Genomic DNA, 26413 nt, shown 5'->3' with positions numbered 1-26413 from the left:
ATATTACATAAATACTATTCAAAAACAATGTATAGTGCTATAATAGCCCATAAGAAGTTGGTCAGACCAAGTTTCATGTTATATAATATAACAAAATTTTTTACACACTTCTGGTCTGACCAAGTTTCTTCAGATGATCACACGGGGGGGACACGTATTTCGGCATAGAGAATGGGATGGTCAATCAGGAATGAAGTAAGGCCGGAAATTAAAAAAATGATCAGGAGGTACATACATCTTATGACCCATTCATATCGCAAATTGTTAAAACCTAAGACCTTCATTAGCGCTGCTCTAGTCTTGTGTATGTCCATGTTGGCCGCTTGCGGTTCTTCTTCTCCGTCCTCATCCGATTCCGGATCGGATGCAAGCAATTCTCCCATTAAGCTCGGAGTATTAGAGGATCGCTCAGGCGATTTTGCTCTGGTAGGTATGCAAAAATATCATGCGGCCGAGCTGGCTGTCGATGAAATCAATAAAAGCGGAGGGCTATTGGGCAGGCAAATTGAAATCGTGGCTCCCGATACGCAGTCAGACAACCAGCGTTATCAGGAAATGGCCCGCAAATTGATTCTCGAGGACAAAGTCGATGTGGTGATGGGCGGATATACCAGTGCATCCCGCGAGGCGATCCGTCCGATTATGGAACAAAACAAAATGCTTTACTTCTATAACAATCAATACGAAGGCGGCGTTGCCAGCAAATATACGTTTGCTACCGGCGCCGTGCCGGAGCATCAAGTCGTGACACTGATCAAATCCATGATCAAGAAGTACGGACCGAATATTTACACGATTGCGGCTGATTACAACTTCGGCCAAATTACGGCTCAATGGGTGAAGAAAACGGCGGAAGAAAACGGCGGCAAAATCATTGGCGAGGAATTCATCCCGTTAAGCGTATCTCAGTTCAGCAGCACCATCAGCAAGATTCAGCAGGCCAAACCGGATGTCCTGGTGACATTGCTGGTAGGCGTTCCCCAGTCATCTTTCTATGAGCAGTGGTCCAAATCCGGTATCAAGGGTCTGCCGATGGCCACGACGGTCAATATGGCTCAAGCCTACGAGCACAAGCGGTTCAAACCGCCGGCCTTGGCGAATATGTATGTCACGGCAACCTTTATGGAAGAGTTGGAGACGCCGGAGGCGAAGGCTTTTGTGAAAAAATGGCGCGAGAAATTCCCGGATGAGCCGTATATCGGGATGGAAGCGGAAGCCCAGTACACAGGCGTTTATTTATGGGCGGAGGCCGTCAAAAAAGCGGGAACCGTAGAGAAGGAAGCGGTAATCAAGGCGCTTGAAAGCGGGATTAGCGTGGATTCCCCGTCGGGAAAAACAACCATTGATCCAAAAACGCACCATGCGATTAAGAATGTGTATTTGGCGCACGCGGACGAGAATCATAAGATCACCTTCCCCGAAACCTTCGAGAATGTGGTGCCGGACTGGTTGTCCAAAGAGAAGGGCGTCGATTTGACAACGAAAGCGGACAACAAACAATATACACCTTTGGATAAATAGAAATACAACATGCGGCTTTGGGTTTGGCCTGGCGGATACCGGTGTGCGGATATCGCTTAGGGCAGCCCTCGCAAGCATCGGGTAGAAGTTCGGAAAGGAGGCGGCCCGGTGAATTTTCTCTTTAGTATCTTCAACGTATCTTATCAGCTCATGGACAGCTTTGCTTTCCTGATCATATCGGCGATAGGCTTGGCGATTATATTCGGTATGATGGGCATCGTCAATCTCGCTCATGGAGAGTTTATCATGCTCGGAGCGTATATTACGACATTGCTGGCGCACTCCCGTGTTCCATTGCCGTTGGCGGTCGTCGCGGCGACAGTTTTCGTAGCGATCTTCGGTTACATTGTTGACCGATTAATTATTCGTTACCTGTATGGCCGTCCGTTGGATTCGGTAGTAGCGACCTGGGGGATCAGTCTTATTTTGGGCCAGGGCATGCTTATTCTTATGGGTCCTTCTTTACAGGGCATCTCGACTCCGCTCGGTTCCTTTACTTTAGGCGATGGATCCTATTCCTACTACAGGGTGGTTTTATTTGTTTGTGCTTTGGCTCTGCTGTTTTTCATGTACTGGTTGTTTATGCATACAGAGTTTGGACTAAGGTCCAGAGCGACGATGCAAAATCGCGCGGTTGCGCAAAGTTTGGGAACCAATACTTCCAGGATGTATACCATTACCTTTATGCTGGGGTCGGCATTCGCCGGGCTGACAGGCGGCCTGTATGCTCCGACGATGTCGATTTCGCCGACGTTCGGGTCCAGCTTCATTATGCCGAGCTTTGTTACGGTGATTGTCGGCGGCGCGAATCCGCTGGTGGGCACTTTATTATCCGGAGGCGCCTTGTCGGCAGTGAACAGTGTGCTGTCCATGCTTTATGGCACGCTGATCGGCAAATTGGGTCTTTTGGTCGTAGCGATTCTTTTCATTCGAATATTCCCGCTTGGTTTTTCAGGACTGATCGAGAAAAAATTAATGCGGGGGAGGTAACGGGCAATGAAATTTCGGTTGAATGCGGAGAATGTCATAGCGGTCTTGCTTTTTGCCGCCTTTATCTTGATCCCGTTGTTTGCATCCGCATATAAAGTGTTGAATGTGGCTAACTTCATGATTTCGGTGTTTCTGTCATTAAGTCTGGCTTTGATTTGGGGCTATACCGGGATTTTCAGCTTCGGTCAAACGATCTTTTTCGGTATCGGCGGTTATGTTTACGGCATTCTTTATTTAAATGTGGGCGAACCTTCCTTTACTCCCGTTGCTCTTGTCGCAGGCGTATTGGCGGCAGGCGTCGTGGCCTGGATTCTCGGTTATTTTATGTTCTACGGAGGAGTGAACGACGTTTTCGTCGGGCTGATTACGTTGTGCGTTACGCTCGTTCTGGAAACCTTCATGGCGCAGACGGCGGGCTCTGAATGGAAAATCGGCGACGTGCTGTTGGGAGGCTATAACGGGATCAACGGCATTCCTACCGTTTCCATCGGGTTCGGGGAAGCCTTGTTCACTTTCAACGGCAATAGCTTTTACTATTTAGTTCTCTTTTTGCTCATAGCCATATACCTTCTGCTTCGTTATCTGGTCGTTTCGAGGTGGGGATACGCGCTTCTCGCGATTCGGGAAAACAGAGAACGCAGTCATATGTTCGGGTATAATGTTCCCAAAATTCAGACGATGGTATTCACGTTAAGCGGCATGATAGCTTCATTAGGCGGCATTTTATATGCGGCATGGGGCAACTATATGACACCCTCCACCATGGGTCTGGCTGCAGCGACGCTGCCCGTCGTCCTTGTGGCAGCCGGAGGACGGAAGAACTTAACGGCGGCTATGGTTTTCACCCTGATTTATTCCTGGTTTTCCCAATATCTTTCCTCAAGCGGAAATCAGTTTGCCTTAGTCATTCTCGGCGTTTCGCTCCTGCTTGTCGTCAGGTTCGTTCCGGAAGGAATTATTGTCGAGCTTTTCAAAGGACTGGACCGCCTATTTTTTAACCGGAAAAAGGACGTGAATCCTATGCAAGTGATGAAGGAGGGTATCCATGGGAAATCTACGATCTGAAATTTCGCCGGTTTTGGAGCCCCCACAGAAGGAAACGCTGCTGGAACTCCGGAACGTTGTCAAGCAGTTTGGCGGGTTAAAGGCGGTGGATGGCGTCAACATGTCGGTCAGGCGCGGTGAGCTGCGCTGCCTGATTGGTCCTAACGGTGCAGGCAAGAGTACCGTGTTTAAGTTGATTATGGGGATCTATCCTCCAACCCAGGGACATATACTGTTCAAAGGAAACGACATTACGAAATACGATACTTGGAAGAGGGCGCGTATGGGAATCAGCATTAAAATGCAGGTTCCCGGTGTATATGGAGAACTTTCATTGCGGGATAACATGCGGATCGCCACTCAAAATTTCGTCGAGCCGGGCGATGTCGAAGCTGAGATTGACCGTCTGCTTTCTTTCGTAGGCATTGAACAATTAGGCAACCCTCAGGTCAGCAATTTGTCTCATGGGCAGCAGCAATGGCTGGAAATCGCTATGGCGCTTGCTTCAAAACCGGACATCCTGCTGCTGGACGAACCGGCCGCCGGAATGGGGCCTGAGGAAACGGAATTTACCGCACAATTGGTGAAAAAGATGAATGAATCCGGCATCACGATTTTGTTTATTGACCACGATATGGAATTTGTCCGGCGGATAGCCGAGAATGTGACGGTACTGCATTACGGAAAGCCTTTTGCGGAAGGGACGTTGAGCGAAATTGAAGCGAATGAGGAAGTCGTCAGAATCTATTTGGGCAAGGTTTAACATTGCGGCTAAAGACATCAGACGGCTCGGGCAGACTGTGAGCTTAAGGGGGAAACCGGATGATTAAGGTAGAGAAGCTGGTGTCGGGATACGGCAAGATCATGATCATTCGCGATGTGAATATTCACGTAAGGCAAGGGGAAATCGTGTCGATCATCGGACGTAACGGTGTAGGTAAAAGCACCTTTATGAAAACGCTGATTGGCCTGAATCATGCCAAAGAAGGAAAGATTTATTTCAAAGGACAGGACATTTCATCCAGCGCATCGCATGAAAGAGCTCGGATTGGCATCGGTTATGTTCCCCAGGGACACGGGATTTTTCCGAAATTGACGGTGGAAGAAAATTTGAAAATGGGTAGCCAAATTAATAAAAAGGAGGCCAATATCGACTTCGGCATATTATATGACTATTTTCCGAGATTAAGGGAGCGGCGAACCCAGAAGGCGGGCACGCTGAGCGGCGGCGAGCAGGCGATGCTCTCCATCAGCAGAGCTTTGGTCGGCAAACCGGAGCTGCTTTTATTGGATGAGCCTTCGGAAGGCATTCAGCCCAGTATTATTTTGCAAATCAGCGATATCATCAAACGGATTAATCGGGACTGGGGCTTGACCGTCCTGTTTGTGGAGCAGCATATCGGACTGATTCAACAGATGTCCGACCGCTGCTACGCGATGGATAAAGGGAGTATTGTAGGCGAACTCACGGCCGAAGTGATGGCCGATTACGATCAGATCAAACGCTATTTGGCCGTGTAGCCGAAAAACGTCGGTTATGAAATCAAATCTTATGGGATGAGGAGAGTCGAACCTAATGAAAGAAATCAGACAACCCGGAGCACATAGTTACGTATTCAGCCGTTATCTGGAGCCTATAGCCACAGTGAATCCGGGGGAAACCGTAGCCATCTATACGAGGGACGCCTTTGAAGATCGGGTTACGAAGGATACCGATATTCCGTCAAAAATATTGGGCAACTATTTAAATCCCCAAACAGGGCCTATCTTTGTCGAAGGGGCGGAGCCCGGCGATACGCTGGCAGTACACATTATGGACATAGAGCCGACCAGGGATTGGGCGGTTAGCGCGCATCTGCCTAACTTCGGCGGGTTAACGGCCACGAACACCACACGCACCTTGAACGAACCGCTTCCGGAGAAGGTGTTTATTTATAAACTGGAGGATAACGAGTTAACTTACAACAAGCGATTGAAATTTCCCTGGCGTCCGTTTTTAGGTACGATCGGTACGGCTCCGGAGCTTGAAGCGATATCCGCATTGACTCCGGCAGACCATGGGGGAAATATGGACGTACCCGATACGAAGCCGGGCAACACCGTTTATTTGCCTGTACGGGTGCCGGGAGCGTACTTCTTTACAGGAGATTGTCATGCAGGTCAAGGCGACGGTGAATTATGCGGTGTGGCTTTGGAGATTACGGCGAAGGTCACGCTGAAATTTGAATTAATCAAAGGGAAAGCCATTAAATGGCCCAGAATTGAAAGTCCCACGGAGCTTATGGTCGTAGGGAGCGCGCGTCCGATGGAGGATGCGGCACGCATCGCTTACGCGGAATTAATTGACTGGATGGTAGAGCTCGGCTGGGATCAATGGGAGGCCTATCAGGCGCTAACCCAAATCGGCAAGCTCCATGTCGGCAACATGGTAGACACTTATTATTCTTTGGTAGCCAAAATTGACAAGAAATACGCTTTGGTTCAGGATTAATGAAAAGAGAATCCGTATAAAAAGCCCTGGCGATTCTCCAATCCGAAGAATCCCCTTTAAATAGACAAGTGTGCAAGAAGAGCACAACCGTTTACTTGGAGGGGCTTCTTCTTTATTTTCCTAAGCAAAAAACTATTGCTATGTAAGCGCTTATCACATAACATTATAAAATACACAATGTATACAATGATTTCCAAATAAAAAAGGAGTGGCAGCATTGGCTTATTTATTCAAAGCAAAGGAAGCGGCAGGATATCAGGATATCATCACCGAAGACCACGATTTAAAATATGTTGCGTTCGGAAAAATATCCTTAACTGCTGAAGGTGAAGACTATTCCAGCCAGACGGGCGGTTATGAAACGGCTTTAGTCCTTTTGACGGGTAAGGTGACGGTTGCTTGCGAGAATGAGAAGTGGACGGACCTGGGAGAAAGGAACAATGTATTTAAAGGGAAAGCAACTGCGGTGTACATCCCATGCCAATCCGGTTATCAAGTGACCGCGCAGTCGAATGATGTCCAAATCGCCGTATGCAAGGTTAAAGCGGAAAGCAAGTATGCGCCTTTCGTTGTCAGGCCGAACGAAGTCGTTGCCCACCCCCGGGGCAAGGAAACGTGGCGGCGGGAAGTCAATGATATTATCGGCGACAATGGCGAAGGCCGCGTCCACCGTATGATCCTGGGGGAGACCTATCTCCAGCCCGGGCATTGGTCAAGCTATCCCCCTCATAAATTTTCTTCAAATGAGCGGCATCTGGAAGCGCTTTTTTATTATCAATTCAATCCTGAGCAGGGGTATGGCATCCAAATGCATTACACGGAGGATCAAAGCATCGATCAAGCCTACGTAGTAAGACATGGAGACAGCTTCGCAGTGGATAGAGGATATCATCCGCTTAGCGCGGCGGGAGGGTATCCCATCTATTATTTGTGGGTGATGGCCGGAGACGATGGCAGGACGTTAGTGCCGTATTTTGATCCGGCTCATGAATGGCTGAAGTAAACGAATCATCAATGACCTGATGGCAATGCTCGATTGCAGTCGGGTCTTTGTTGACTTGCGGCGGTAAAGAAATCGATTGGGCTCGCAGCGGCAATCATATTCTCAAAAAAAACGGGATGAACGTTTAGGGTTTGGGAAATTCTGTTAAGGGATGGTCCGAGAAACTTGATATGTAAGTTATTTATTAGTAAATATAAATTGGGGATGGGAAGTCCATGGCCGACTTTTCCGGAGATCATGTTCATCGTTTCGGGCAGCAGGAGCAGGCCATTGAAATAGACGCGAATCAAGGCAATTGATCCCTCCGTTGTGAATTTGAAGGATGCCTTTGCTTTTATATGATGGACAAGTACCATTAACGGAGGATGAACAAGCGTGGAGATTATCGGTTTCTGGCTACGATACAAATCGGAATCACGCTGGCCGGATTTCTGGCGAGTGCCTTTGCGGCAGATAGCTTTGCCGGGAGCTTGGCCCGTTTCATTTATGAAATGGGAGTGCCGATCTCGCAGAATTTATTGGAAAAGATATCCGTGATCTTTATTACGCTGGTGCTGTCCTACTTCACGTTAGTATTCGGTGAATTGGTGCCCAAGCGGTTGGCCATGAAAAAAGCGGAAGCCATATCCATGATCGTGGTGCGGCCTTTGACCGCGCTGTCGGTGATCGCGTCTCCGTTTGTTAAGCTGCTGACAGCCTCCACCAATGTGATCGTTCGTGTATTCGGCGTGGATCCCCATGCCAATGACGAGCAGGTGACGGAAGAGGAAATCCGGATGATGGTGGATATCGGCAAGGAGCGGGGAACCATTCAGGAAACCGAGAAAATGATGATCGACAATATTTTTGAGTTTGACAATAAAGTCGTCTCCGATATTATGACTTACCGGACGAATATCGTGGCTATTCCGATCACGGCGACGCTCGAAGAAGTCGTGCAATTGATTCATATGGAGAAATATACGAGATTCCCGGTTTTTGAGAAGGGAATTGATAATATTGTAGGAATTCTACATGTAAAGGACATCATATTGTGTCTGGAAAGCCGTCATGAGCATGTTCTTGATATCAAGGATGTCATACGAGCACCGTATCTTGTTCCGGCGGCCAAGCGGATCGACGAACTGTTCAAGGACCTGCAGAAGAACAAGGTCCATATGGCGGTTGCCATTGATGAATATGGGGGAACAGCGGGTATTGTGACGATCGAGGATTTGCTTGAGGAAATCGTCGGAAATATTTTCGACGAGCATGATGAGGAAGAGAAGGAAGTCATCGCCATCGGTGAAAATACATTTATGGTACAAGGCTACACCAGTTTGGACGATGTGGAAAAATTGCTGGATATGGAACTGCCGACCGATGACTACGATACGTTAAGCGGGTTTTTGATAGGCCAATTGGCCCGAATACCCGAATTGGGCGAAAAACCGGTCCTGGAATGGAACGGCGTGGTCTTTAAGGCGGGGGAAACGGATGAAAAACGGATACTAAAGGTAATCATTGACAAGTCAATGTGATCTAAAAAGCACGGACCTTCGGGTCGGTGCTTTTTGCTTATTTATTAATTGGAAACGTGCAGGAAAAGTGTCGAAATAGTAAGAGATTTGTTATTGACACTTTGTTAATAAATTTGTTACATTTTTTGTTATTAATACTTATTCAAAGGGAGATGCGACATGAGACAGAGAAAAGGCATGGGTACAGTTCTTTCCGCTGTATTGAGCTTGGCCTTATTGGCTGGCTGCGGTGCGCAGCCTGCGGCAACCAACGGCGGATCCGGGGCGGAAGCCGGAAATGGCGAACAGGTGGCTAAAATCGGTTACATCGGATTCCTTTCCGGAAGCGGGGCGGCCTATGGCGAAGCCCAAAAACAAGGTTTAGAGCTTGCTTTAACCGAGTTAAATGAAGCGAACAAAGGAAAATTAAAAATCGAGCTCATCACCGAAGATTCGGGAGGAAAGAAAGAAAGCGCTATCAATGCGGCCAATAAATTGATTAACCAGGATAAAGTCGTCGGGATCATCGGTCCGACCTTGTCCGGCGAAATGTTTGCGATTGGACCGGTAGCCAGTGAAGCGGAAACTCCGATTCTCGGAATCTCCAATACTGCCGAGGGCATTAACGACATCGGCGAATATGTATTCCGCAATTCCCTGCCTGAGTCCGTAGCGATTCCTGCCGCTATGGATGTGGCTGTGAAGAAGCACGGGATCAAGACAGCGGCTTTCATTTATGCGAAGAACGACGATTTCTCCGTATCCGGGTTTAAAACCATGAAGGCTACGGCGGAAAAGATGGGACTAACCAACCTGGGTGAAGAAACGTTCTCGAATGGGGATGTAGACTTCGCCGCACAGCTGACCAAAATCAAAGCAGCCAATCCGGATGCATTGTTCGTTTCGGCATTATATAAGGAAGGTTCTCTTGTTGTGAAAAAAGCACGCGAAATCGGTCTGAATGTACCGATTATCGGCGGCAACGGCTTTAACAATCCGCAAGTGTTGGAAATTGCCGGCCACGCGGCGGAAGGTCTTATCGTAGCCACGCCGTTCAGCCCGGACAAAAAAGACGAAAATGTACAAAATTTCGTGAAAAAATATGAAGAGAAATACGGCAAGAAACCGGATCAATTCGCGGCTCAGGCGTATGACGGGATGTATATTATGGCCCAGTCCCTTTTGAAAACGAATAAAGGCGGTGACCGTAACGCATTGCGTGACGAATTGGCCCAGCTGAAGGACTTCAATGGCGTATCGGGCAAGCTCTCCTTTGATGAAAAACGTAATCCGATCGGTGTGCCTGTCGTCGTTACGGTGAAAGCCGGCAAGTTTGTAACGTTCGAATAATCCACTCCATCTTTAGGCCCCCTTTGTGTAAGTTAATGAAGGTTTGAATAGTTAGGGAAACAAACAAGTTACCCGGGTGCTGCCCGGGTTGCTTGTTTCGTAAGCCCATTTTGAAAAAAGGAGGAGACAGCGTGATTTGGCAGCAGCTCTTCAACGGATTGACCGTAGGAAGTACCTATTCATTGATCGCTATCGGCTATACGCTTATTTTCGGTGTGCTGCGCATTATCAACATGGCACATGGTCAGATCTTTATTTTCGGTTCGCTTGTGGGATTGAGTCTTACGGTTAATACCGGATTGCCGTTTATGGTCGCATTTCCCGTTGCGGTCATCGTATCGGGAATCTTGGGGCTTGTGCTTGAATTCACCGCGCTGCGGCCGCTAAGAAAAAAGAACGTACCGCATCTGGCGCCTCTAATCAGCACGATTGGTTTCGCCATCCTGATCGAAGAATTGACTCATGTATTCTTTGGAGCGGATTCCCGGTCGGTGCCGAGTGTCGGAGCGGCCGTTTTCCATATAGGACCCGTGCAGATGCGCGCGGCGGATCTGATCATCATCGGCATCTCACTGTGTTTAATGGTCATTCTGAATTATTGGATTCAAAAGACCAAAATGGGTAAGGCGCTCAGAGCAACTGCGGAAAATACGGAAACCGCAGGGATTTTGGGCATCAATACGAACGCCGTCATTATTATGACCGTGGTGATTGCTTCGGCTCTGGGCGGCATCGCCGGCATGCTGATCGGTATTGCTTATTCGGCATTAATCCCGTCGATGGGTCTGACACTGGGCTTCAAAGGCTTGGCTGCCCTTATCCTTGGCGGAGTCGGCAGCATTCCCGGGGCCATGGTGTGCGGCGTGCTGATCGGCATGTCGGAAGTATTGGCCGTTGCTTATGGTGATTCCTCTTACAGGGATGCCGTAGCCTTCGGTATGATTATTGTCATCCTCCTCATCCGGCCGCAAGGTCTGTTTGGGAAAAAGGCGTAAAGGGGGATCATGAGAAGAAAATGGACTTTTTAAATCCTTATACGCTGCAGGTTTTCACCTTTTTGTTCCTGAATTTGATTTTGGCTATCAGTATTTATATTACGTTGTCTACGGGACAGCTTTCGCTTGGACATGCAGGGTTTATGAGTATTGGAGCGTATACCGCATCCATTGCTACCAAATCGGCGGATTTGCCGTTAATTGTGGCGTTAATTCTCGCAGTGATCATTACCGGGATTGTGGCTTTAATTATCGGTTATCCCACATTAAGACTTCATGGACTGTATCTGGCTATTGCTACCCTTGGTTTCGGCGAGGTTGTCCGGGTCATTATGCTGAACCTGGAAATCACCAACGGTGCGCTGGGTCTTACCGGATTGCAATCGATCGGAACGCGGTTATACGAGCTGGAGAAGTTAATTGGACTGGATGCATCCGTTTTGGGGATTTCCGTATCTCAAATGAAAGCCTTATCGACCTTAATTGCGATGATGCTTTTATTTATCGTTATTTTATTATGCCAAATTCGTCTGGACCGTTCCCGGGTCGGCCGGGCGTTCAGCGCCATCCGTGCGGATGAAACAGCGGCCCGCGCCATGGGCATCAATATTACGTATTACAAGATGCTGGCTTATTTGATCGGTTCCATGCTCGCGGGGCTGGGCGGCGGCCTCTATGCCCACATTACGACGAGCATCACGCCGGACGATTTCAATTATCACCGGGCTGTGGAAATATTATCGTTTGCCGTTGTCGGCGGTTCGGAAGTCATTATCGGTCCGCTCTTCGGGGCGGCGTTGTTAACAGGATTGCCGGAGTATTTGCGCGTTCTGGCCGAATACAAAATGATCTTCTACGGCACCTTGCTGATCCTCGTTATGGCGTTCCGTCCGCATGGCTTGATCACGGCCAGCACATTTGCCAAATGGAAACAACGCAAAAGCAAAACTTCCGGCAAAGGGGGGCTGTAGCATGCTGCTCGAATTGAAGCAAATTGGTAAAACATTCGGCGGGATTAAGGCGCTGTCGGATGTGAATTTCAGTCTGGACAGAGGCCAGATCCTTGGTTTGATCGGACCGAACGGGGCTGGAAAAACGACGATTTTCAACATGATCACGGGCATTTTTCCGCCGACGATAGGAAGCATCGTCTTTGACGGAACGAATCTGCTGCAGCTGCCTCCGCACAAAATTACGGAGCTTGGCATCGCCCGTACCTTTCAAAACATCCGTTTGTTCGGCCATATGAGCGCTTTGGAAAACATTAAGGTCGGGATGCATACGGTAACCAAATCCGGTTACTGGGCTTCTCTGCTGCATCTGCCCGGCCAAAAGAAAGAAGAAGCCCATGTACAGGAGCGTTCGATGAAACTGCTTGAATTCGTCGGCCTGAAGGACGTCGCAGACATCCGATCCGATACGCTGGCGTATGGACAGCAGCGCAGACTCGAAATCGCCCGGGCGCTGGCGACGAATCCGAAGCTGCTTTTGCTTGATGAACCGGCGGCGGGAATGATCGAAAGCGAGACGCATGAGCTCATGAACCTGATCCGTAAAATCCGGGACAACGGTACGACGGTCCTGCTCGTCGAGCATGATATGCCGCTGGTCATGACCCTGTGCGATAGAGTGGTGTGCATCAATTTCGGCGTGAAAATTGCCGAAGGCTCACCTGAGGAAATCCAAAACCATCCTGATGTCATCGAGGCTTACCTCGGGAAGGAGGATGAGTGATGCTTGCGATCCAAAATCTCGAAACGTACTATGGCAATATTCGCGCATTAAAGGGCATTTCGCTTGAAGTGCCCGAAGGGAAAATCGTTTCTCTGATCGGCGCTAACGGGGCCGGGAAGACGACGCTGATGAAGACGGTAGCTGGTGTGCTTACGCCGCGGAGCGGTTCCATCACCCTTAACGGTAAGCAGGTGCAGGGAATGAAGCCTCACCAATTGGTCAAGGAAGGGCTGGCTTTGGTTCCGGAAGGCCGTCAGGTGCTGGCTCCGATGACCGTACTCGAGAACCTGGAGCTTGGCGCTTACCAGCGCAACGATCGCCAAGGTATTCAACAGGATATCGAGAAGATGTTCGCCTGGTTTCCGATTCTGAAAGAGCGGGTGGACCAGCTTGCCGGAACGATGTCCGGCGGACAGCAGCAAATGCTTGCCATCGCGCGTGCGCTGATGTCCCGTCCGAAGCTGCTGCTGCTCGATGAGCCTTCTATGGGATTGGCTCCGATCATTGTTTCCGATATCTTTAAGGTCATCCGGCAGATCAATCAAGAAGGAACGACGGTGCTGATCGTGGAGCAGAACGTTCGGCAGGTGCTCAAGATAGCCGATTACGGTTATGTTCTCGAATCCGGACAAATCGTTCTGAGCGGCGAAGCGCAGGATTTACTTCACAATGATAGGGTGAAAGACGCGTATCTGGGTGGAAAGAAGCATGCTTGAGAGATGACCGATCCACCCGATGGTTAACAAGGGCAGTCCGAATGATATTTTCATTCGGGCTGTCTTTTTTCTATGCATACAGATTCGAGTAGATAGAGCCGCCCGGACCCCGGCGATCTTAAAAATGAAAGACGTAGTCTATTGCCGTTTCAATATATTTTTCTATCACATATTTTGATATAAAGTCCGGGGAGCTTACGCACCTTCCGGGTTTGACCACGATCTGTTCGTCCATCAAAGGGTGGCAACAACAAAATCAAAAAAACGGAGGGATGTTGATGAGCGCTATATTTACGGACCGTTATCCTGATGGATGGCTTTCCAAGTATTTTGTCATTCCATTGCCTCCTATCAGGAGAACAACAGCTTTAATCATTTCCGGACGCAGACACCCATGGCCTGAACAACTCACGATCTCCGTTTATATCAATGGTGAACTGATGGATCAGGCAGAGATCCAAGAAGGCCATTTCACCATGCAAACGAAAATGAAACCCGTAATGCAGGGAAAGCTGCTGATTATCTCCAGCTCTGTTTTTGTACCGAAGGATAAAGGGATCAGCGAAGATACAAGGAAACTCTCCTTTTTGCTTGATGATATCGTCATTCCCGAACTGCCTGATGCGATGGAACCGTATCATGATCTGCTCGATTTCAAGCCAAGAAACATTTTTAACTGCACAGACGAACCCCTATGGGACCGGTTATCCTTCATTCTTGCCGATACGTATAAAATTCCCGATAAAGAAATGCTGCATCCATTTAAGAACAGTTTGTGGTGGGACAAGAGGTCTGACAGCCTATCCTCTATAAGCGGTATGGTGTATGACAAATTTACGGGACGGTTTTTAACGGAGGGGACGGTTCAGATATTCAACAAAGACCAAATCCTGGTCAGGAAAATAGGGATTAATAAGAAGGGGTACTATCAGTGTAAGGGGCTGCCGGCCGGAGCATACCAAGTGGTAGGCCAATCCAGTCGATATGGTGATCAGATCATTAGGGTTCATATGGATGGCTTTTCTAAGGTAATCCATATTCCCATGCTGCCGCATTCATAACAAACAGGCTCTTGACAGCTGGGGTACCGATAAGGAGGTTTCATTTATGAAAATCTTGCTTGTCACCTACTGGTTTGTTCCTCATATAGGTGGAGTCAATACGTACTTAAACGTGCTGAAACAAGGCTTGGAAAAACTCGGACATCAGGTGGACATACTGGCCCATCATCCGGATATGAATAAAATTTATCGATTGAGTGATCAGCTCACGATAGAAAAAAATCCCATTTTGTTTCCTGTGCACGACATCATGATGGACTATTTTAACCAGGAGCTTCCGGAATTGGAGCCTTGGGCCCGCTTTCGGGAGATTGAGCGATATGTGTTTGAAATGGCATCGGCCTTGATCGGCCTGGATCAATATGATTTGATTCATACGCATGACGTCATTTCCACCAGAGCGATTTCCCGGGTTAAACCTGTACAAGCTGCCCATGTCGCCACCATTCACGGGCTGCTGAATGAAGAGTTTTTTTTGACCAAGGAAATCGCGGATACCGGGTCTTCGAGCTGGCAATACAGCTTTATTGAGGAACATATGGGAGCATCCTCCGCAGATATCACGATATTTTCCAGCGAATGGCTCCGGAGAGAATATACGAACCGGTTTTTTGTTTCAAGCAATCATCTTGCCGTCATTCCTTATGGGCTGGATACCGCTTCCATTGTCGCCCAAGCGAACGGGAATCCGCGTGAAAACCGGATGAACGGTAAAATGGTAATCATTTGCCCGGCGAGATTAGTTTCTTATAAGGGACAGTCATATTTAATCGAAGCGATTGGCAAGCTTTTGCACGAAAGGGATGATTTCATCTGTCAATTTGCCGGTGACGGTCCTGCAATGGAAGAGCTGGTTCCTATGGCGGATCAATTCCGTTTAACAAAACACGTGCAATTTTTAGGCAACCAGCAGGATATGATTCACTTGTATAAACAGGCGGATATCTTTGTCCTGCCAACCCTGATCGAGAACCATTCATTGGCCGTGATGGAGGCTCAGATTGTAGGTCTTCCCGTGATCACAACGCGTGTGGGAGGAAATGCGGAATTAATTATTCCGGACCATACGGGGCTGCTGGTTGAACCGCGCAATCCGGAAGAGCTGTATGAAGCGATAGTAAAACTGATGAACGATCCGTCTCTGCGGGTTCGATTGGCAGAAATGGGTAAACAATGGGCACGCAAATATTGGCATCCGCAAATCATGATTGATCGGACGGCAGAGGCATACGAGACGGCCCGGCAAATGAACAAAAGTCGTTATGGAAAGAATAAGAAACGGAGGGAAATCCATTGACCAGACCAGATGGGAGGCTTCTTCCTCCGGCAGGCTATTATCGGACCGTAGAGGAATGGTTCTCGGCGTGTCAATCGAATGACAACCCGACGGAAGGAAACAAGCTGGATTTTTTTTCTGAACATGACAGTCAATTTAGTACACCTAAAGGGCTGGATGAAGCGTTCACTCCCCGGGAATATCACCAGCGTCTTCATCACAGCGCATTTGTGGCCGTTATCCCCGGCGGCAGGCTATGGGGACCGAGAGGCGCGGTCATCACGCCGGACAATAAACTGCTGTGGGATGTCTCCCTGGAATTTTGGGGATCTTCTCCCGAGCAGCACTCCGTTTTTCAACAAGCCGGCTTACCGCCTGTTGAACACTGCTCCGAAACGTTAGGCGTTCTCACTTATACGGCGAGCGATTCCTATTTTCACTGGATGCTGGACGTACTGCCCCGTATAGCATTGCTGAGAAAAACCGGTATAGCCATAGATAAATTTGTCTTCAATACCAACTACAATCCTCCCCCTTCCTTCCACACGGAAACTTTAGACATGCTCGGCATTCCCCCCGGCGCAAGACTAACGATCGGAACGGTTAATGTCCATCTGCAGGCCAAGCTTCTAGTGTCGTCGTTGGTCGGGTATCATTCCAATTATCCCCGATGGGCCGTCGATTTTCTTCGAGATGCGTTCTCGAAGTATTCCGGGGCGGGCGATGCCAACGAATACAAGAGGCTTTATATCAGCCGGGAGGACGCGAACTACCGAAAAATCACGAATGAAGACCAAGTGATGGACCTGCTCGGCAAATACCGTTTTCAAAAGGTCGTCCTCAGCAAATTGTCAGTAGAGCAGCAGATCCGAATCTTCTCATCCGCAGAAATCATTATTGCCCCGCATGGCGCGAACCTGACCAATCTTGTATTCTGTAAACGGGGGACAAAAGTCATTGAGATCTTTTCGCCATATTACATCAATACGATCTATTGGATCATGAGCAACCATGCCGGACTTGATTATTATTATTTCATCGGGAATAAAATGCAGCCGTCGAAAAGCTTGTTTGAATATAACAAGGTTAGAGAAGTAAGCCGAGCGGCACAGGGAATTGAAGTGGATATCGATCGGCTGAGGAGCATGATGAAACGCACAGGGATGGATATATGATAAACCCCAACGTATAGGTTACCCCGAACGCATAGGTTCGGGGTTTGGTTTTGGCAAAGGGAGACGCGAACTTGTTCGAACCGTATACGATGCCGTAGCGGTTGCAGACCGCATAGCTTATTTCAGCTTCTTTTCAGCTTTGTGTGCTATGCTCGGAAAAAAAGGGAAAGTGAGATGGGGGAAGGGAGCGAGATGAAAGAGAGATCGATTCAATGGCTTATGGCCGTGTCGGCCGTATCTTTTCTGGTCTGGATGGGAGGATTGGCGTGGACACTGCAGCATTATTTCAGCGATGCAGCGCCCGCTCCTATAGCGAGGGCTCCTGCAGCCCAGGACGAGCCGTATACACCCGTGGTGGAGGACGGGAGCTTCCGGGTGCTTGCGCTTGGCGATTCTTTGACCAGAGGGACGGGAGACCCGGAAGGAAAAGGCTATGTCGGCTATATGCTGGATCGCCTCAAGGAGAAGTCGGAGCAAGAGATTGTGGTTGAGAATTACGGGGTAAACGGACAAACCTCCGGCCAATTGGCTTCGCTCCTTCGGGAAAGAGAACTGCAGGCTCAAGTGAAAGCCGCTGACGTCATTGTCATCAGTATAGGCGGGAATGACTTGTTCCGGGGCGGTGAAACACTGGGGCACCTGGATCCGGTGAAGATTCAGGAAATCGAGTCTGCCTATTTGCGCGAACTGGATGGAATTCTGAAGCAGCTTCGCGAGGAAAACGCCGCCGCACGCATTTTTCTGATCGGGTTGTACAATCCGTTCATTGAACTGCAGGAAACGGAAATCACAAGCAGGATCGTAAGAGACTGGAACTATAAAGCCGCCGAGGTCGCGTCCCGGTATCCGCAAACCGTCCTGGTTCCGACCTTCGACTTGTTTCAATTGAAGGTGCAGGATTATTTGGCGAGGGACTTGTTCCACCCTAATGCAGACGGGTACCGCTTAATCGGGGAAAGGGTCGCTTCGTTAATTACTTGGTAGGAGGTGGGCGCATGAGCGATATTACATTGTCGGTGCAGGGCCTGAGAAAGGTCATTGGGAAGCGGGAAATCATTCAAGGCCTCGATTTGGAGTTAAAGCGCGGCGAGGTGTTTGGTTTTTTAGGGCCGAACGGCGCCGGGAAAACGACAACCATTCGAATGCTGGTAGGGCTGATTAAGCCTACGGCGGGTTTCATTCGCATATGCGGCTATGATATCGATAAGCAGTTCCCCGAGGCGATGAAGAATCTGGGCTGTATTGTTGAAAATCCGGAGCTGTACTCCTACTTGAGCGGATGGAGTAATCTGCAGTATTTTGCCCGAATGATGGATGGGATTGACGAAACAAGGATTTCGGAAGTGGTTCAGTTGGTCGGGCTCGGCGCAAGAATCCACGATAAGGTGAAGACTTATTCGCTGGGTATGCGCCAAAGGCTTGGCATCGCTCAGGCTTTGCTGGGGAGACCGAAAGTACTGATTTTGGATGAACCGACCAATGGGCTCGACCCCTCCGGCATTCGGGAGATGAGGGAGTTCATACGCTATCTGGCGGAAAAAGAAGGCTTAAGCGTGCTGGTGTCCAGTCATTTGTTAAGTGAAATTCAAATGATGTGCGACCGCGTTGCGATTATTTCTAAAGGACGGGTCGTTCAAGTAGGCACGGTACACAGCCTTCTGGCTCGGCAGGAACGGGTCATCTGGCGGCTAGCTCCTATATCGAAGGGGATCCGGGTTTTGCAGGGGCTGGCCGGTTCGATACAGATGGAGGGGGATGCTGTGATTACCCCCTATATCGAACAGGAAGTCGGCAGGTGGAATCAAGCGCTGGTGGAAGCGGGAGTAACCGTGACGGAGATGAGCCGCAAGCTTCCCTCTCTTGAGGATCTATTCATAGAACTGACGGGAGGGCAAAGCATTGATTAACCTGATTTACAATGAAATGGTGAAGCTGACCGGAAAAAGAAGACTTCTGGTCGTTACGCTGATTATCGGGATTCTGATCTCCCTGTTTACATATGCACAGTATCGGCAGGCGGAAGAAAACCGCAAACGATTCGGCGATATCGATTGGCGTACGGCTTTGGAACAGCGCATCGCCAATTGGGAGAACCGGTTAACCAACCCCCGGACGACGGAGGAATCGCGCCAAAGTTTGGAGATTCGCATCGCGCAGCAGCGGTATTATTTGGATCATGACATTAATCCGTCCGAGCCGGGAGCTCCGACGTTCGCAAGGGGCTTTGTGGAGAACAGCATCAACCTCCTTCTGCCCTTAATGGTGATGGTGGTTGCTGCGGATCTGGTATCCTCGGAGCATAGCTCCGGAACGATGAAGGTGCTGTTGACGCGACCTGTAAGAAGATGGCGAATTTTGCTCAGCAAATATTTGGCGCTGCTTTTATCGGTGTCGTTCATTATTACGCTGTTCGGCTTGCTGTCGACCGTCATATCCGGGCTGGTGTTCGGCTTTCAGGGCTGGACAGCGCCGGTTCTTACCGGATTCTCAGTCAGCGGGGGGCAGCTGGATTCCTCGGGTGTGCGAATGGTACCCCAGTGGCAGTTTATCCTGATGGCGCTCGGTCTGGCGTGGTTTGTCTCGGTGGTGGTCGCTACGATTACGTTTATGCTCTCTGTCCTGGTTCGGAGCACCGCCGCCGTCATGGGGATCATGCTGGCTTGTCTTATTGCCGGGACGATTCTGAATGCGATGGTCGCTTCCTGGGAATCGGCCAAATATCTGTTTATGGTCAATCTGCAGCTTATCGATTACCTGGAAGATGCGGCTCCGCCGATCGCCGGCATGTCGCTGGGCTCCTCGCTGCTGGTGCTTTCGGTCTGGGGCGCCGCGGCGCTGGTGATTTCTTTTGCAGCGTTTACCGGACGGGATGTCTATTGAACCAAAGGATTCGCAGAGCTTTTTCGCTGCTGTCGATGAAGATCATATCATGTTATAATCCGGTTCATCAGGGAATAATACCATCCGATAAAAATCGAAGGAGGGGGAGAATATGGCTGCACTCAACCAGGATCAAATTCAACAGATCAAAGCGGTTAATGATCAACGTAAAGTCCGGCTTTCAGACGGAACTTTCGTACCTAGACTGGGTCAGGGAACCTGGCATATCGGGGATGACCCGGCGAAGAGAAAAGAGGAGATCCGAACCTTGAGACTCGGCGTGGAGCTCGGAATGTCTCTGATCGACACGGCCGAAATGTACGGCGAGGGAAGATCGGAGTCTCTGGTCGGGGAAGCGCTGGAAGGGATAAGAGATGAAGTTTTTCTGGTATCCAAGGTGTACCCGCATAACTCGGGACTGAACCGTATAGCCCGAAGCTGTGAGGACAGCCTGAGGAGGTTGAAGACGGACAGGCTTGACCTTTATCTGCTGCATTGGAGAGGGAGCGTTCCTTTAAGCGAAATGATCGAAGGCATGGAGCGCTTGGTTAAAGCGGGGAAAATTTTGCGATGGGGCGTTTCGAATCTGGATACAGACGATATGAAAGAGCTGGTCCGTCTGGATAAAGGAACGCATTGTGTGACCAATCAGGTGCTTTATCATTTGGGGTCCCGCGGTATAGAGTATGACCTGCTTCCCTGGCAAAGAGAACGCCGCATGCCGATTATGGCCTACTGTCCTATAGCGCAGGCAGGCTCTTTAAGAAGAGGGCTGGTAGAAAACCCGGTCGTCAGGGAGATTGCCGAACGGCATGGGATTACACCTTTTCAGCTTCTTTTGGCATGGTGCATAAGAAGCGGTGACGTCATCGCCATACCTAAGGCATCGACAGAAGAACATGTTACAGCCAATGCCGCGGCAGGACGCATCGAATTAACGGAAGAAGATATAAAGAAACTGGACGAAGCATTTCCCGGCCCTTCCAGAAAAGTTCCTCTCGATATCGTATGATCGTGTTGAAGAAGGTGCGTGACATGGAACATTTTACAATGGATTCAATCTTTGAGGCGATAGGGGAGCTGTTCTCGGACGAAACCTCTATTGTCGTTTCAAACACTGAGGAATATGTGTATTACCGGCCAAGCAAAAGGATCAATCTTAAAATCAAGCCCGGCGACCCGATTAAAGAGGGGACCATTACGCATAAAGCGTTAACCGCCCGGCAAAAAATCTCCGAGTTTATTGACCGGGATATATTTGGCGTACCTTATTACGGCATGGCGGTGCCTATCATTCAAGAAGGCGTTTTAACGGGGTGTGTTTCTGCGATATTCCCGACCTTGACGACCGGAAAATCGGTAGTGACCGTAAAATATCACGACGGATGGGTTCCGATCCCTTTTCCGGAAGTAATGTATTTGGAGGCCAGCGACCGCAAAACCTATGTGGTGACCGAGAAGCTGTCCGGTACGCATAAATATACGCTGAACGAATTTGATTTCTTTTTGCCGAAGGATTACTTTGTGCGCTGCCATCGCTCCTATATCGTAAATGTAAACCACATCAAGGAAATTTATCCTGATACTCATTCGACGCTTGTGCTCATCATGAAAAACCAAACCAAAATCACGGTCAGTCAATCGTACACCAGTTATTTCAGGAAATTGCTCGCGTTCTGAAAAAAATCTCTGTTTCATCAGCCGATCTTTGTGCTCTATCCCGATTTTAATCCATTTCATCCGAAAAATCCTCTCCCTTGACGGCCATCGTTTAAAATAAATGCAAAGACTAGTCGATTGGGGGAGAGCCTTTTGGAAAGCGTTTATCATCGAATCAGAAACCAACACCTGCAATACAAAGTCGTTTCTGCGGAAGAAGCTGCTTCCTGGATTAAAGACGGTATGACACTGGGGCTGAGCGGCTTTACACGTGCAGGAGATGCGAAAGCGGTTCCCATGGCGTTGGCGGAACGCGCCAAAACCGAAAGATTGAAAGTGAATGTGTACACCGGCGCATCGCTGGGATCGGATATTGATAAATTATTCGCTGAAGTCGGCTTGCTGCATAAACGTCTTCCTTTCCAAGCGGACCCTACGATGCGAAAAAAGATTAATCAGGGAGAATTTTACTTTATAGATCAGCATTTATCGAAAACGTCTGAAATGGTTCGCGGCCAAGTACTGGAGCCGATTGATTTCGCTATTGTGGAAGCGATTGCAATCACGGAGGACGGGATGATTATTCCGTCGACTTCCGTAGGCAATTCGATGGTCTTCGCACAGCATGCGAAGTCCATTATCGTTGAAATCAACATGGCGCAGTCGCAGGCGCTGGAAGGGCTCCATGATTTATATGAGCCTGGCAGGCAAGGGGAACGTTTGCCTATCCCTATCACGAAGCCGGATGACCGGATCGGGTCCGTGGGAATACCGGTGGACATGGGTAAAATCCGGGGGATCGTCTTCACGAACCAGTCCGATTCTCCATCCACCATCTCTGTGCCGGACAAGGAGACGGATACGATCGCTCAGCACCTGATTTCCTTTCTGCGTAAGGAAGTTGAGGCGGGTCGCTTAACGAAGCGGCTTGCCCCTTTACAGTCCGGGATCGGATCGGTCTCCAATGCGGTCCTTCATGGTTTTCTGAAATCGGAATTTACGGATCTGGAAGTTTACTCCGAAGTATTGCAGGATGCCGTCTTCGATTTAATGGATGCGGGTAAAGTCAGCTTTGCTTCCTGTTGCTCGATAACGCTGTCCGCCCCCGCCATGGAACGTGTGTTCCCTAACTTGGATAAATACCGCGATCGGCTCATTTTAAGGCCGCAGGAGCTCTCCAATCACCCTGAAGTGATTCGCCGTATGGGAATCATCGCGATCAACACGGCGTTAGAGTTCGATATTTACGGCAACGTGAACTCGACACATGTGATGGGAACGAACATGATGAATGGTATTGGAGGCTCGGGGGATTTTGCCCGAAACGCCCGTCTGGCGATTTTTGTAACGAAATCCACCGCCAAAGACGGAAATATATCGAGTATCGTGCCGTTTGTTTCTCATGTGGATCATACGGAGCACGATGTGGATGTGGTGGTCACCGAGCAAGGCTATGCCGATTTGCGCGGATTGGCGCCGAGAGAGCGTGCGGAGCTTATTATTGAACGGTGTGCGCATCCGATGTACCGCGAGCAGCTGAAGGAATATTATAATGAAGCCCTGACAAGGGGAGGGCAAACCCCTCATGTCCTGGAAAAGGCATTTTCCTGGCATACGAATTTCGCGCAGACCGGGACTATGCTCCACAAAATGCTGCAAACAGGGTAAGAAAAGAAAGTGCCTTCACAGGCGTATGACGAGCTGGCCGCTTGGCCGGCTTTTTTTGTGTGGGGGTTAAAGGAAATATACATCATCTATCGAAATTTGTATATGTTACGGAGAGGAGGGATTCAGATATGGGCAATTCCAAGTACGAAAAGCATTACTCGGAGACGGGACTGTGGTCAAAGCTGGGCAGGTATGCCAAGGATGCGGGAATGAAAGTGGTGTACTGCGGCTTGCTGCTTTTTTATGCGCTGGAGAGTCCCAACATCCCTTTAAAGACCAAGGTGCAAATCTATGGAGCGTTGGGCTATTTCATACTCCCTTTGGATATTGTGCCCGATCTGCTCCCTGTACTTGGGTACGTAGATGATTTAGGGGCGCTGATGTTGGCTGTTGGAACCGTCGCTATGAATATTGATGAAGCTGTGAAGCTGAAGGCGAAAAATAAATTAAAGGATTTCTTTGGCGAAGATGCCGATCAACATCCGGATATCATCGATGTGGATGCGCAGATCGTCGAGGATGGGGATTCGTCTCCCGCCAAGCCATGACGGACTCCGCATAAAGATCCGCTAGTCGTCAAAAGACTCCGGTATATAGGGCAAGGTGTCCATATAGCGGAGTCTTGAGCATGGAATAGCGGATGTTAAGTAACACTTTTGGCAATGACAAATTCATCGGCGAGCATTGTCCATATTTCGGGATCCTCCATCCCTAAACGCCAAAGGGCAATCCCGCGGATACCCAAACGGTGGGCCAGCTGCAGCTTGGCGCGAATGCTTGCAGCATTCTCAAACCATACCTCATGCTGATTTCCGGCTTCGTCTGTATATGCAAACATGGGCGTCTGCGTTTTCTGATCGAAAACGACCGTTTTATTATATTTTTTGGCACGTTCCATCGCCATGTCGTAAGTCACATACGTGTTCCGGTTGGTCGTTAAATTGAAATCAAAACCGAATACGGAAACGGCCGCCGTAATTTTTCTGCCCGGCATTTTGGTTAACGCATATTTGACGACGTTCTCCATCCATCCGATGGAAACCACCGGTCCGGGGCCGCTGCCGGGCCAACCGTGCTCGTTGTACAGCATGACGACAAATTCGTCGACGGCCGCCCCGATGACCGCATAATTGAAGGGAGCGGAAAAAGGATTTGTAGGAGCGTCCGAGGTTCGTGACGGGGTGGCGACGGAATAATAATACCCCCTGCTTTTTAATTCCCGTCCTAATTCTCTGTAGAAAGAGTTAAGCAGCTCGCGGTCTTCATAGTGGACATCTTCGAAATCGATATTTACACCGTCAAAGTTATAGTTTTGCAGGAGCGCGATGATATTTTGAATAAACGCTTTGCGGGTGTCGGGATTGGTCAGCATCCGCCGGATCACTTCTTTATTGACCTCCTGTTTTCCCCGTTCATACAGCAGATTATGGATGGTAGCGAGCATTTTAATATTGTGGCGGTGGCCTAGCCCCACGACCTCCCGCATATAAGCATCCTCAAATAAAGGAAACTTCTCGATTTGCTCCGGGTTTTCCCTGTCTATACGGAAATGGAACATGCCGATATTGGACAGCCTGTCTGTATTTTCCGAGAAGACCTTGTAAGAGCTGGGTAATGTCGGACCTTCTTCCTCCGTATAATAACCGAATATTTCCTGGATCGGCCGTTCTCCGTCGTGAGGGACCAGATTGACGATATCGCGGAAAATCCAGCCCGTCCGTCCATTGTACAGGCGAACCTGAACCCAATCCCCGGCGATGCCGGTCAGCGGAAGGCGGGCACCGCGATCCATTCGGGCGATGACCGGAAAAGCCGTCCCCGCGCTGCCGCGTACATTGGCGGTATCCGCATCGACGACGGCCTCCGTGTAGATGGGAATACGCAGCCGCTGACCCGGCCGGAGCGCGGCCGATGTCAGCCTGTTAAGCATCATGATCGCTTCTATCGTCGTATTAAATCTCAGTGCAATCGAGTAAAGCGAATCGCCGGGCTGCACGACATATTCAAACGGCACGGATACCGGAATGGTTAACGTTTGTCCGACGTACAAACCGGGTGCAGTCAGGTGGTTTGCTTTCATGAGCACCTCTATAGCGACTCCAAACCGTCCGGCAATCAGATAAAGGGTATCGCCTCGTTGAACAACATAATTCAGCATGAGTTTCCTTCCTTTACCATTTGATCGTGTTATCGCACTATACTATGCCAAAAGCCCTCTAAGGAAAGCTTCTTTTTGGAGATGAGCGATATGGTTTTGGCGGAGAGCTTATTCAACCGATATTTTGGCTTCCCTGTACAAGGGGAGAGGGAATCTGAGGACGAGCATCCCCTCTGCTAATTTGGCGGATACCGTATTCCATTGTACCGGGTAAGGAAGGCGGATGCTGCGCTCGAAGGTACCCGTATATCGCTCCGACAGGATGGAATCCTCGATGGGTATTCTGTTATTTTTCATTCCTTTGATAATTAGCGAATCGCCAATCATCGTTAGATCCAATTCTTCCTTACGGATTCCGGGCAGCTCCACAAGAATGAAGGTTTCGTCGCTCGTACTGAAGATGTCCACCGGCGGGCTCCAGCTCTCGGGGGTTGTGGACAGGGGGTCGTCTTGATCATTGGAATCCATGATGGTCCCCCAAAAGTCACCGGTGGCGCATTGATTCGCCAATTCCATCCATTCTTTTACTTTCTTCATATTCATTCCGCTCACTCCCGAAGGAAGGACTTAAAACTGATTGGTCACCGGAGCCGAAGGGTTAGCGATTTGATCCTGATCGCTGATATCCGGATCTATAACAGCGTTAAACATGTTCGAGACCGTCAGGGAGATATCGCCCAGAGCAAAGTTGGCTCCGATCATTTTGGTGTTTGCAGTATGGCTGTTATGCACAGTTGCACCAATATCAATATTGCCGTTCTGCGTTACACCGTTTGTTTTCATATTAGCGATATTTATGAGAAAAGGCATGCACAAGTCCTCCTAGATTTGTTTGGCATTCACCTTATCTACGTTCCCGACTTCATTCTGATCATTGACGTCGGGATCCACGTAAATATTTTTCATGGTTGCAGTGGGCGGTGCATGATCGCCGTATGAGGAATTTTCGCCTGTTGTTTTGGAATTGGCGGTATGGCTGTTGTGAAACGACTCTCCAATGTTGACGGAACCATTGTTGGAGATGCTGTTGATTTTCATGGAGAAAATATTAATAACCGTAGACAATGCCCCCCTCCCCTGCCCGACCGTATTCTTTAACATTATATGCGGGAGTTGGCCCAGAGATTAAGATTTTTTCAAGAACGTGAAGGCGTTTAACTGATGCAGCGGAAGCTCCTGAAAAATCAGTTGTA

At 49.1% G+C, this 26413-nt stretch carries 28 protein-coding genes; 23 read left to right on the top strand and 5 right to left on the bottom strand.

Annotated elements, in window-relative coordinates:
• The first annotated feature begins 306 nt into the window (after positions 1–306).
• From BLT35_RS09740 to iolB, 7 genes are all read left to right on the top strand, one after another.
• Positions 307–1521, top strand: a complete 1215-nt coding sequence (locus BLT35_RS09740; protein ID WP_254777534.1) for an urea ABC transporter substrate-binding protein — start codon at positions 307–309, stop codon at positions 1519–1521.
• A 108-nt stretch (positions 1522–1629) separates the two neighbouring features.
• Positions 1630–2511: an ABC transporter permease subunit gene (locus BLT35_RS09735; protein ID WP_235594176.1), complete on the top strand. Its 882-nt coding sequence runs from the start codon at positions 1630–1632 to the stop codon at positions 2509–2511.
• A 6-nt stretch (positions 2512–2517) separates the two neighbouring features.
• A complete protein-coding gene (locus BLT35_RS09730; protein ID WP_062410018.1) occupies positions 2518–3576 on the top strand; it encodes an ABC transporter permease subunit in 1059 nt (352 codons plus the stop codon).
• The gene (locus BLT35_RS09725; protein ID WP_074727697.1) at positions 3557–4318 is read left to right on the top strand and encodes an ABC transporter ATP-binding protein; all 762 of its coding nucleotides are present in this window, start codon (positions 3557–3559) and stop codon (positions 4316–4318) included. Before BLT35_RS09730 ends, BLT35_RS09725 begins: the two co-directional genes overlap by 20 nt.
• A 59-nt stretch (positions 4319–4377) precedes the next feature.
• Entirely contained in the window at positions 4378–5076 is a 699-nt protein-coding gene (locus BLT35_RS09720) for an ABC transporter ATP-binding protein (protein WP_062410017.1), read from the top strand.
• 55 nt (positions 5077–5131) lie between these two features.
• On the top strand, positions 5132–6046 hold the full coding sequence (locus BLT35_RS09715; RefSeq protein ID WP_074727695.1) for an acetamidase/formamidase family protein: 915 nt from the start codon (positions 5132–5134) through the stop codon (positions 6044–6046).
• 217 nt (positions 6047–6263) lie between these two features.
• Complete coding sequence (iolB, locus tag BLT35_RS09710) at positions 6264–7049, top strand: 5-deoxy-glucuronate isomerase (protein ID WP_074727693.1); 786 nt, start codon at positions 6264–6266, stop codon at positions 7047–7049.
• Between the two features lie 8 nt (positions 7050–7057).
• Here iolB and BLT35_RS26455 read toward each other — a convergent pair whose 3' ends face one another.
• The gene (locus BLT35_RS26455; protein WP_139170796.1) at positions 7058–7339 is read right to left on the bottom strand and encodes a hypothetical protein; all 282 of its coding nucleotides are present in this window, start codon (positions 7337–7339) and stop codon (positions 7058–7060) included.
• Between the two features lie 75 nt (positions 7340–7414).
• On the opposite strand from BLT35_RS26455, the gene BLT35_RS09705 reads away from it, so the two are divergent.
• From BLT35_RS09705 to BLT35_RS09630, 16 genes are all read left to right on the top strand, one after another.
• Positions 7415–8569: a hemolysin family protein gene (locus tag BLT35_RS09705; protein ID WP_074727691.1), complete on the top strand. Its 1155-nt coding sequence runs from the start codon at positions 7415–7417 to the stop codon at positions 8567–8569.
• Positions 8570–8728: 159 nt separating this feature from the next.
• Positions 8729–9898 (top strand): ABC transporter substrate-binding protein, encoded by a 1170-nt coding sequence (locus BLT35_RS09700; protein ID WP_062410013.1) that lies wholly within the window; start codon positions 8729–8731, stop codon positions 9896–9898.
• Between the two features lie 131 nt (positions 9899–10029).
• Entirely contained in the window at positions 10030–10893 is an 864-nt protein-coding gene (locus BLT35_RS09695; protein WP_074727688.1) for a branched-chain amino acid ABC transporter permease, read from the top strand.
• Positions 10894–10913: 20 nt separating this feature from the next.
• A complete protein-coding gene (locus BLT35_RS09690; protein WP_062410011.1) occupies positions 10914–11864 on the top strand; it encodes a branched-chain amino acid ABC transporter permease in 951 nt (316 codons plus the stop codon).
• 1 nt (position 11865) lies between these two features.
• A complete protein-coding gene (locus BLT35_RS09685) occupies positions 11866–12627 on the top strand; it encodes an ABC transporter ATP-binding protein (RefSeq protein WP_054818346.1) in 762 nt (253 codons plus the stop codon).
• Positions 12627–13343 carry an ABC transporter ATP-binding protein gene (locus BLT35_RS09680; RefSeq protein WP_054818345.1) on the top strand — a complete coding sequence of 239 codons (717 nt, stop codon included), beginning with the start codon at positions 12627–12629 and terminating at the stop codon, positions 13341–13343. Before BLT35_RS09685 ends, BLT35_RS09680 begins: the two co-directional genes overlap by 1 nt.
• Positions 13344–13621: 278 nt before the next feature.
• On the top strand, positions 13622–14404 hold the full coding sequence (locus tag BLT35_RS09675; RefSeq protein ID WP_054818344.1) for a carboxypeptidase-like regulatory domain-containing protein: 783 nt from the start codon (positions 13622–13624) through the stop codon (positions 14402–14404).
• A 46-nt stretch (positions 14405–14450) separates the two neighbouring features.
• Positions 14451–15701, top strand: coding sequence for a glycosyltransferase family 4 protein (locus BLT35_RS09670; protein WP_074727686.1), 1251 nt, complete (start codon positions 14451–14453; stop codon positions 15699–15701).
• The gene (locus BLT35_RS09665) at positions 15698–16855 is read left to right on the top strand and encodes a glycosyltransferase family 61 protein (RefSeq protein ID WP_074727684.1); all 1158 of its coding nucleotides are present in this window, start codon (positions 15698–15700) and stop codon (positions 16853–16855) included. Before BLT35_RS09670 ends, BLT35_RS09665 begins: the two co-directional genes overlap by 4 nt.
• Positions 16856–17047: 192 nt before the next feature.
• A complete protein-coding gene (locus tag BLT35_RS09660) occupies positions 17048–17839 on the top strand; it encodes a GDSL-type esterase/lipase family protein (protein WP_074727756.1) in 792 nt (263 codons plus the stop codon).
• A gap of 11 nt (positions 17840–17850) precedes the next feature.
• Positions 17851–18762 (top strand): ABC transporter ATP-binding protein, encoded by a 912-nt coding sequence (locus BLT35_RS09655; protein WP_062410007.1) that lies wholly within the window; start codon positions 17851–17853, stop codon positions 18760–18762.
• A complete protein-coding gene (locus tag BLT35_RS09650; protein ID WP_062410006.1) occupies positions 18755–19735 on the top strand; it encodes an ABC transporter permease in 981 nt (326 codons plus the stop codon). Before BLT35_RS09655 ends, BLT35_RS09650 begins: the two co-directional genes overlap by 8 nt.
• Positions 19736–19847: 112 nt before the next feature.
• Positions 19848–20747 carry an aldo/keto reductase gene (locus tag BLT35_RS09645; protein WP_054818339.1) on the top strand — a complete coding sequence of 300 codons (900 nt, stop codon included), beginning with the start codon at positions 19848–19850 and terminating at the stop codon, positions 20745–20747.
• Between the two features lie 23 nt (positions 20748–20770).
• On the top strand, positions 20771–21415 hold the full coding sequence (locus tag BLT35_RS09640) for a LytTR family DNA-binding domain-containing protein (protein ID WP_054818338.1): 645 nt from the start codon (positions 20771–20773) through the stop codon (positions 21413–21415).
• A gap of 132 nt (positions 21416–21547) precedes the next feature.
• Positions 21548–23062 (top strand): succinyl-CoA:acetate CoA-transferase ScpC, encoded by a 1515-nt coding sequence (gene scpC, locus BLT35_RS09635; protein ID WP_074727682.1) that lies wholly within the window; start codon positions 21548–21550, stop codon positions 23060–23062.
• A 128-nt stretch (positions 23063–23190) separates the two neighbouring features.
• Complete coding sequence (locus BLT35_RS09630; protein ID WP_054818337.1) at positions 23191–23610, top strand: YkvA family protein; 420 nt, start codon at positions 23191–23193, stop codon at positions 23608–23610.
• Between the two features lie 95 nt (positions 23611–23705).
• Here the strand turns inward: BLT35_RS09630 and BLT35_RS09625 are convergent, their stop codons facing one another.
• From BLT35_RS09625 to BLT35_RS09610, 4 genes are all read right to left on the bottom strand, one after another.
• Entirely contained in the window at positions 23706–25220 is a 1515-nt protein-coding gene (locus BLT35_RS09625) for a LysM peptidoglycan-binding domain-containing protein (RefSeq protein WP_139170794.1), read from the bottom strand.
• Positions 25221–25328: 108 nt separating this feature from the next.
• Entirely contained in the window at positions 25329–25763 is a 435-nt protein-coding gene (locus tag BLT35_RS09620) for an Hsp20/alpha crystallin family protein (RefSeq protein ID WP_054818336.1), read from the bottom strand.
• 24 nt (positions 25764–25787) lie between these two features.
• The gene (locus BLT35_RS09615; protein WP_054818335.1) at positions 25788–26030 is read right to left on the bottom strand and encodes a spore germination protein; all 243 of its coding nucleotides are present in this window, start codon (positions 26028–26030) and stop codon (positions 25788–25790) included.
• A gap of 12 nt (positions 26031–26042) precedes the next feature.
• Positions 26043–26321 carry a spore germination protein gene (locus BLT35_RS09610; RefSeq protein WP_054818334.1) on the bottom strand — a complete coding sequence of 93 codons (279 nt, stop codon included), beginning with the start codon at positions 26319–26321 and terminating at the stop codon, positions 26043–26045.
• Positions 26322–26413: the final 92 nt, after the last annotated feature.

This window comes from Paenibacillus naphthalenovorans (assembly GCF_900099895.1).
In the GTDB taxonomy this organism is placed as follows: domain Bacteria; phylum Bacillota; class Bacilli; order Paenibacillales; family NBRC-103111; genus Paenibacillus_G; species Paenibacillus_G naphthalenovorans.
Note: the sequence above shows the minus strand (reverse complement) of the source record. Positions and strands in the feature narration are given on the sequence as shown.

Bases quoted from the DNA above. Each gene is read 5' to 3' on its own strand.
- BLT35_RS09675 (WP_054818344.1), top strand. From the start codon at position 13,622: ATGAGCGCTATATTTACGGACCGTTATCCTGATGGATGGCTTTCCAAG.
- BLT35_RS09625 (WP_139170794.1), bottom strand. From the start codon at position 25,220: ATGCTGAATTATGTTGTTCAACGAGGCGATACCCTTTATCTGATTGCC.
- BLT35_RS09685 (WP_054818346.1), top strand. From the start codon at position 11,866: ATGCTGCTCGAATTGAAGCAAATTGGTAAAACATTCGGCGGGATTAAG.
- BLT35_RS09660 (WP_074727756.1), top strand. From the start codon at position 17,048: ATGAAAGAGAGATCGATTCAATGGCTTATGGCCGTGTCGGCCGTATCT.
- BLT35_RS09700 (WP_062410013.1), top strand. From the start codon at position 8,729: ATGAGACAGAGAAAAGGCATGGGTACAGTTCTTTCCGCTGTATTGAGC.
- BLT35_RS09720 (WP_062410017.1), top strand. From the start codon at position 4,378: ATGATTAAGGTAGAGAAGCTGGTGTCGGGATACGGCAAGATCATGATC.
- BLT35_RS09610 (WP_054818334.1), bottom strand. From the start codon at position 26,321: ATGTTAAAGAATACGGTCGGGCAGGGGAGGGGGGCATTGTCTACGGTT.
- BLT35_RS09670 (WP_074727686.1), top strand. From the start codon at position 14,451: ATGAAAATCTTGCTTGTCACCTACTGGTTTGTTCCTCATATAGGTGGA.
- BLT35_RS09705 (WP_074727691.1), top strand. From the start codon at position 7,415: ATGAACAAGCGTGGAGATTATCGGTTTCTGGCTACGATACAAATCGGA.
- BLT35_RS09740 (WP_254777534.1), top strand. From the start codon at position 307: ATGTCCATGTTGGCCGCTTGCGGTTCTTCTTCTCCGTCCTCATCCGAT.
- BLT35_RS09680 (WP_054818345.1), top strand. From the start codon at position 12,627: ATGCTTGCGATCCAAAATCTCGAAACGTACTATGGCAATATTCGCGCA.
- BLT35_RS09630 (WP_054818337.1), top strand. From the start codon at position 23,191: ATGGGCAATTCCAAGTACGAAAAGCATTACTCGGAGACGGGACTGTGG.
- BLT35_RS09715 (WP_074727695.1), top strand. From the start codon at position 5,132: ATGAAAGAAATCAGACAACCCGGAGCACATAGTTACGTATTCAGCCGT.
- BLT35_RS09690 (WP_062410011.1), top strand. From the start codon at position 10,914: ATGGACTTTTTAAATCCTTATACGCTGCAGGTTTTCACCTTTTTGTTC.
- BLT35_RS09615 (WP_054818335.1), bottom strand. From the start codon at position 26,030: ATGCCTTTTCTCATAAATATCGCTAATATGAAAACAAACGGTGTAACG.
- BLT35_RS09730 (WP_062410018.1), top strand. From the start codon at position 2,518: ATGAAATTTCGGTTGAATGCGGAGAATGTCATAGCGGTCTTGCTTTTT.
- BLT35_RS09620 (WP_054818336.1), bottom strand. From the start codon at position 25,763: ATGAATATGAAGAAAGTAAAAGAATGGATGGAATTGGCGAATCAATGC.
- BLT35_RS09655 (WP_062410007.1), top strand. From the start codon at position 17,851: ATGAGCGATATTACATTGTCGGTGCAGGGCCTGAGAAAGGTCATTGGG.
- BLT35_RS09725 (WP_074727697.1), top strand. From the start codon at position 3,557: ATGGGAAATCTACGATCTGAAATTTCGCCGGTTTTGGAGCCCCCACAG.
- BLT35_RS09640 (WP_054818338.1), top strand. From the start codon at position 20,771: ATGGAACATTTTACAATGGATTCAATCTTTGAGGCGATAGGGGAGCTG.
- BLT35_RS09645 (WP_054818339.1), top strand. From the start codon at position 19,848: ATGGCTGCACTCAACCAGGATCAAATTCAACAGATCAAAGCGGTTAAT.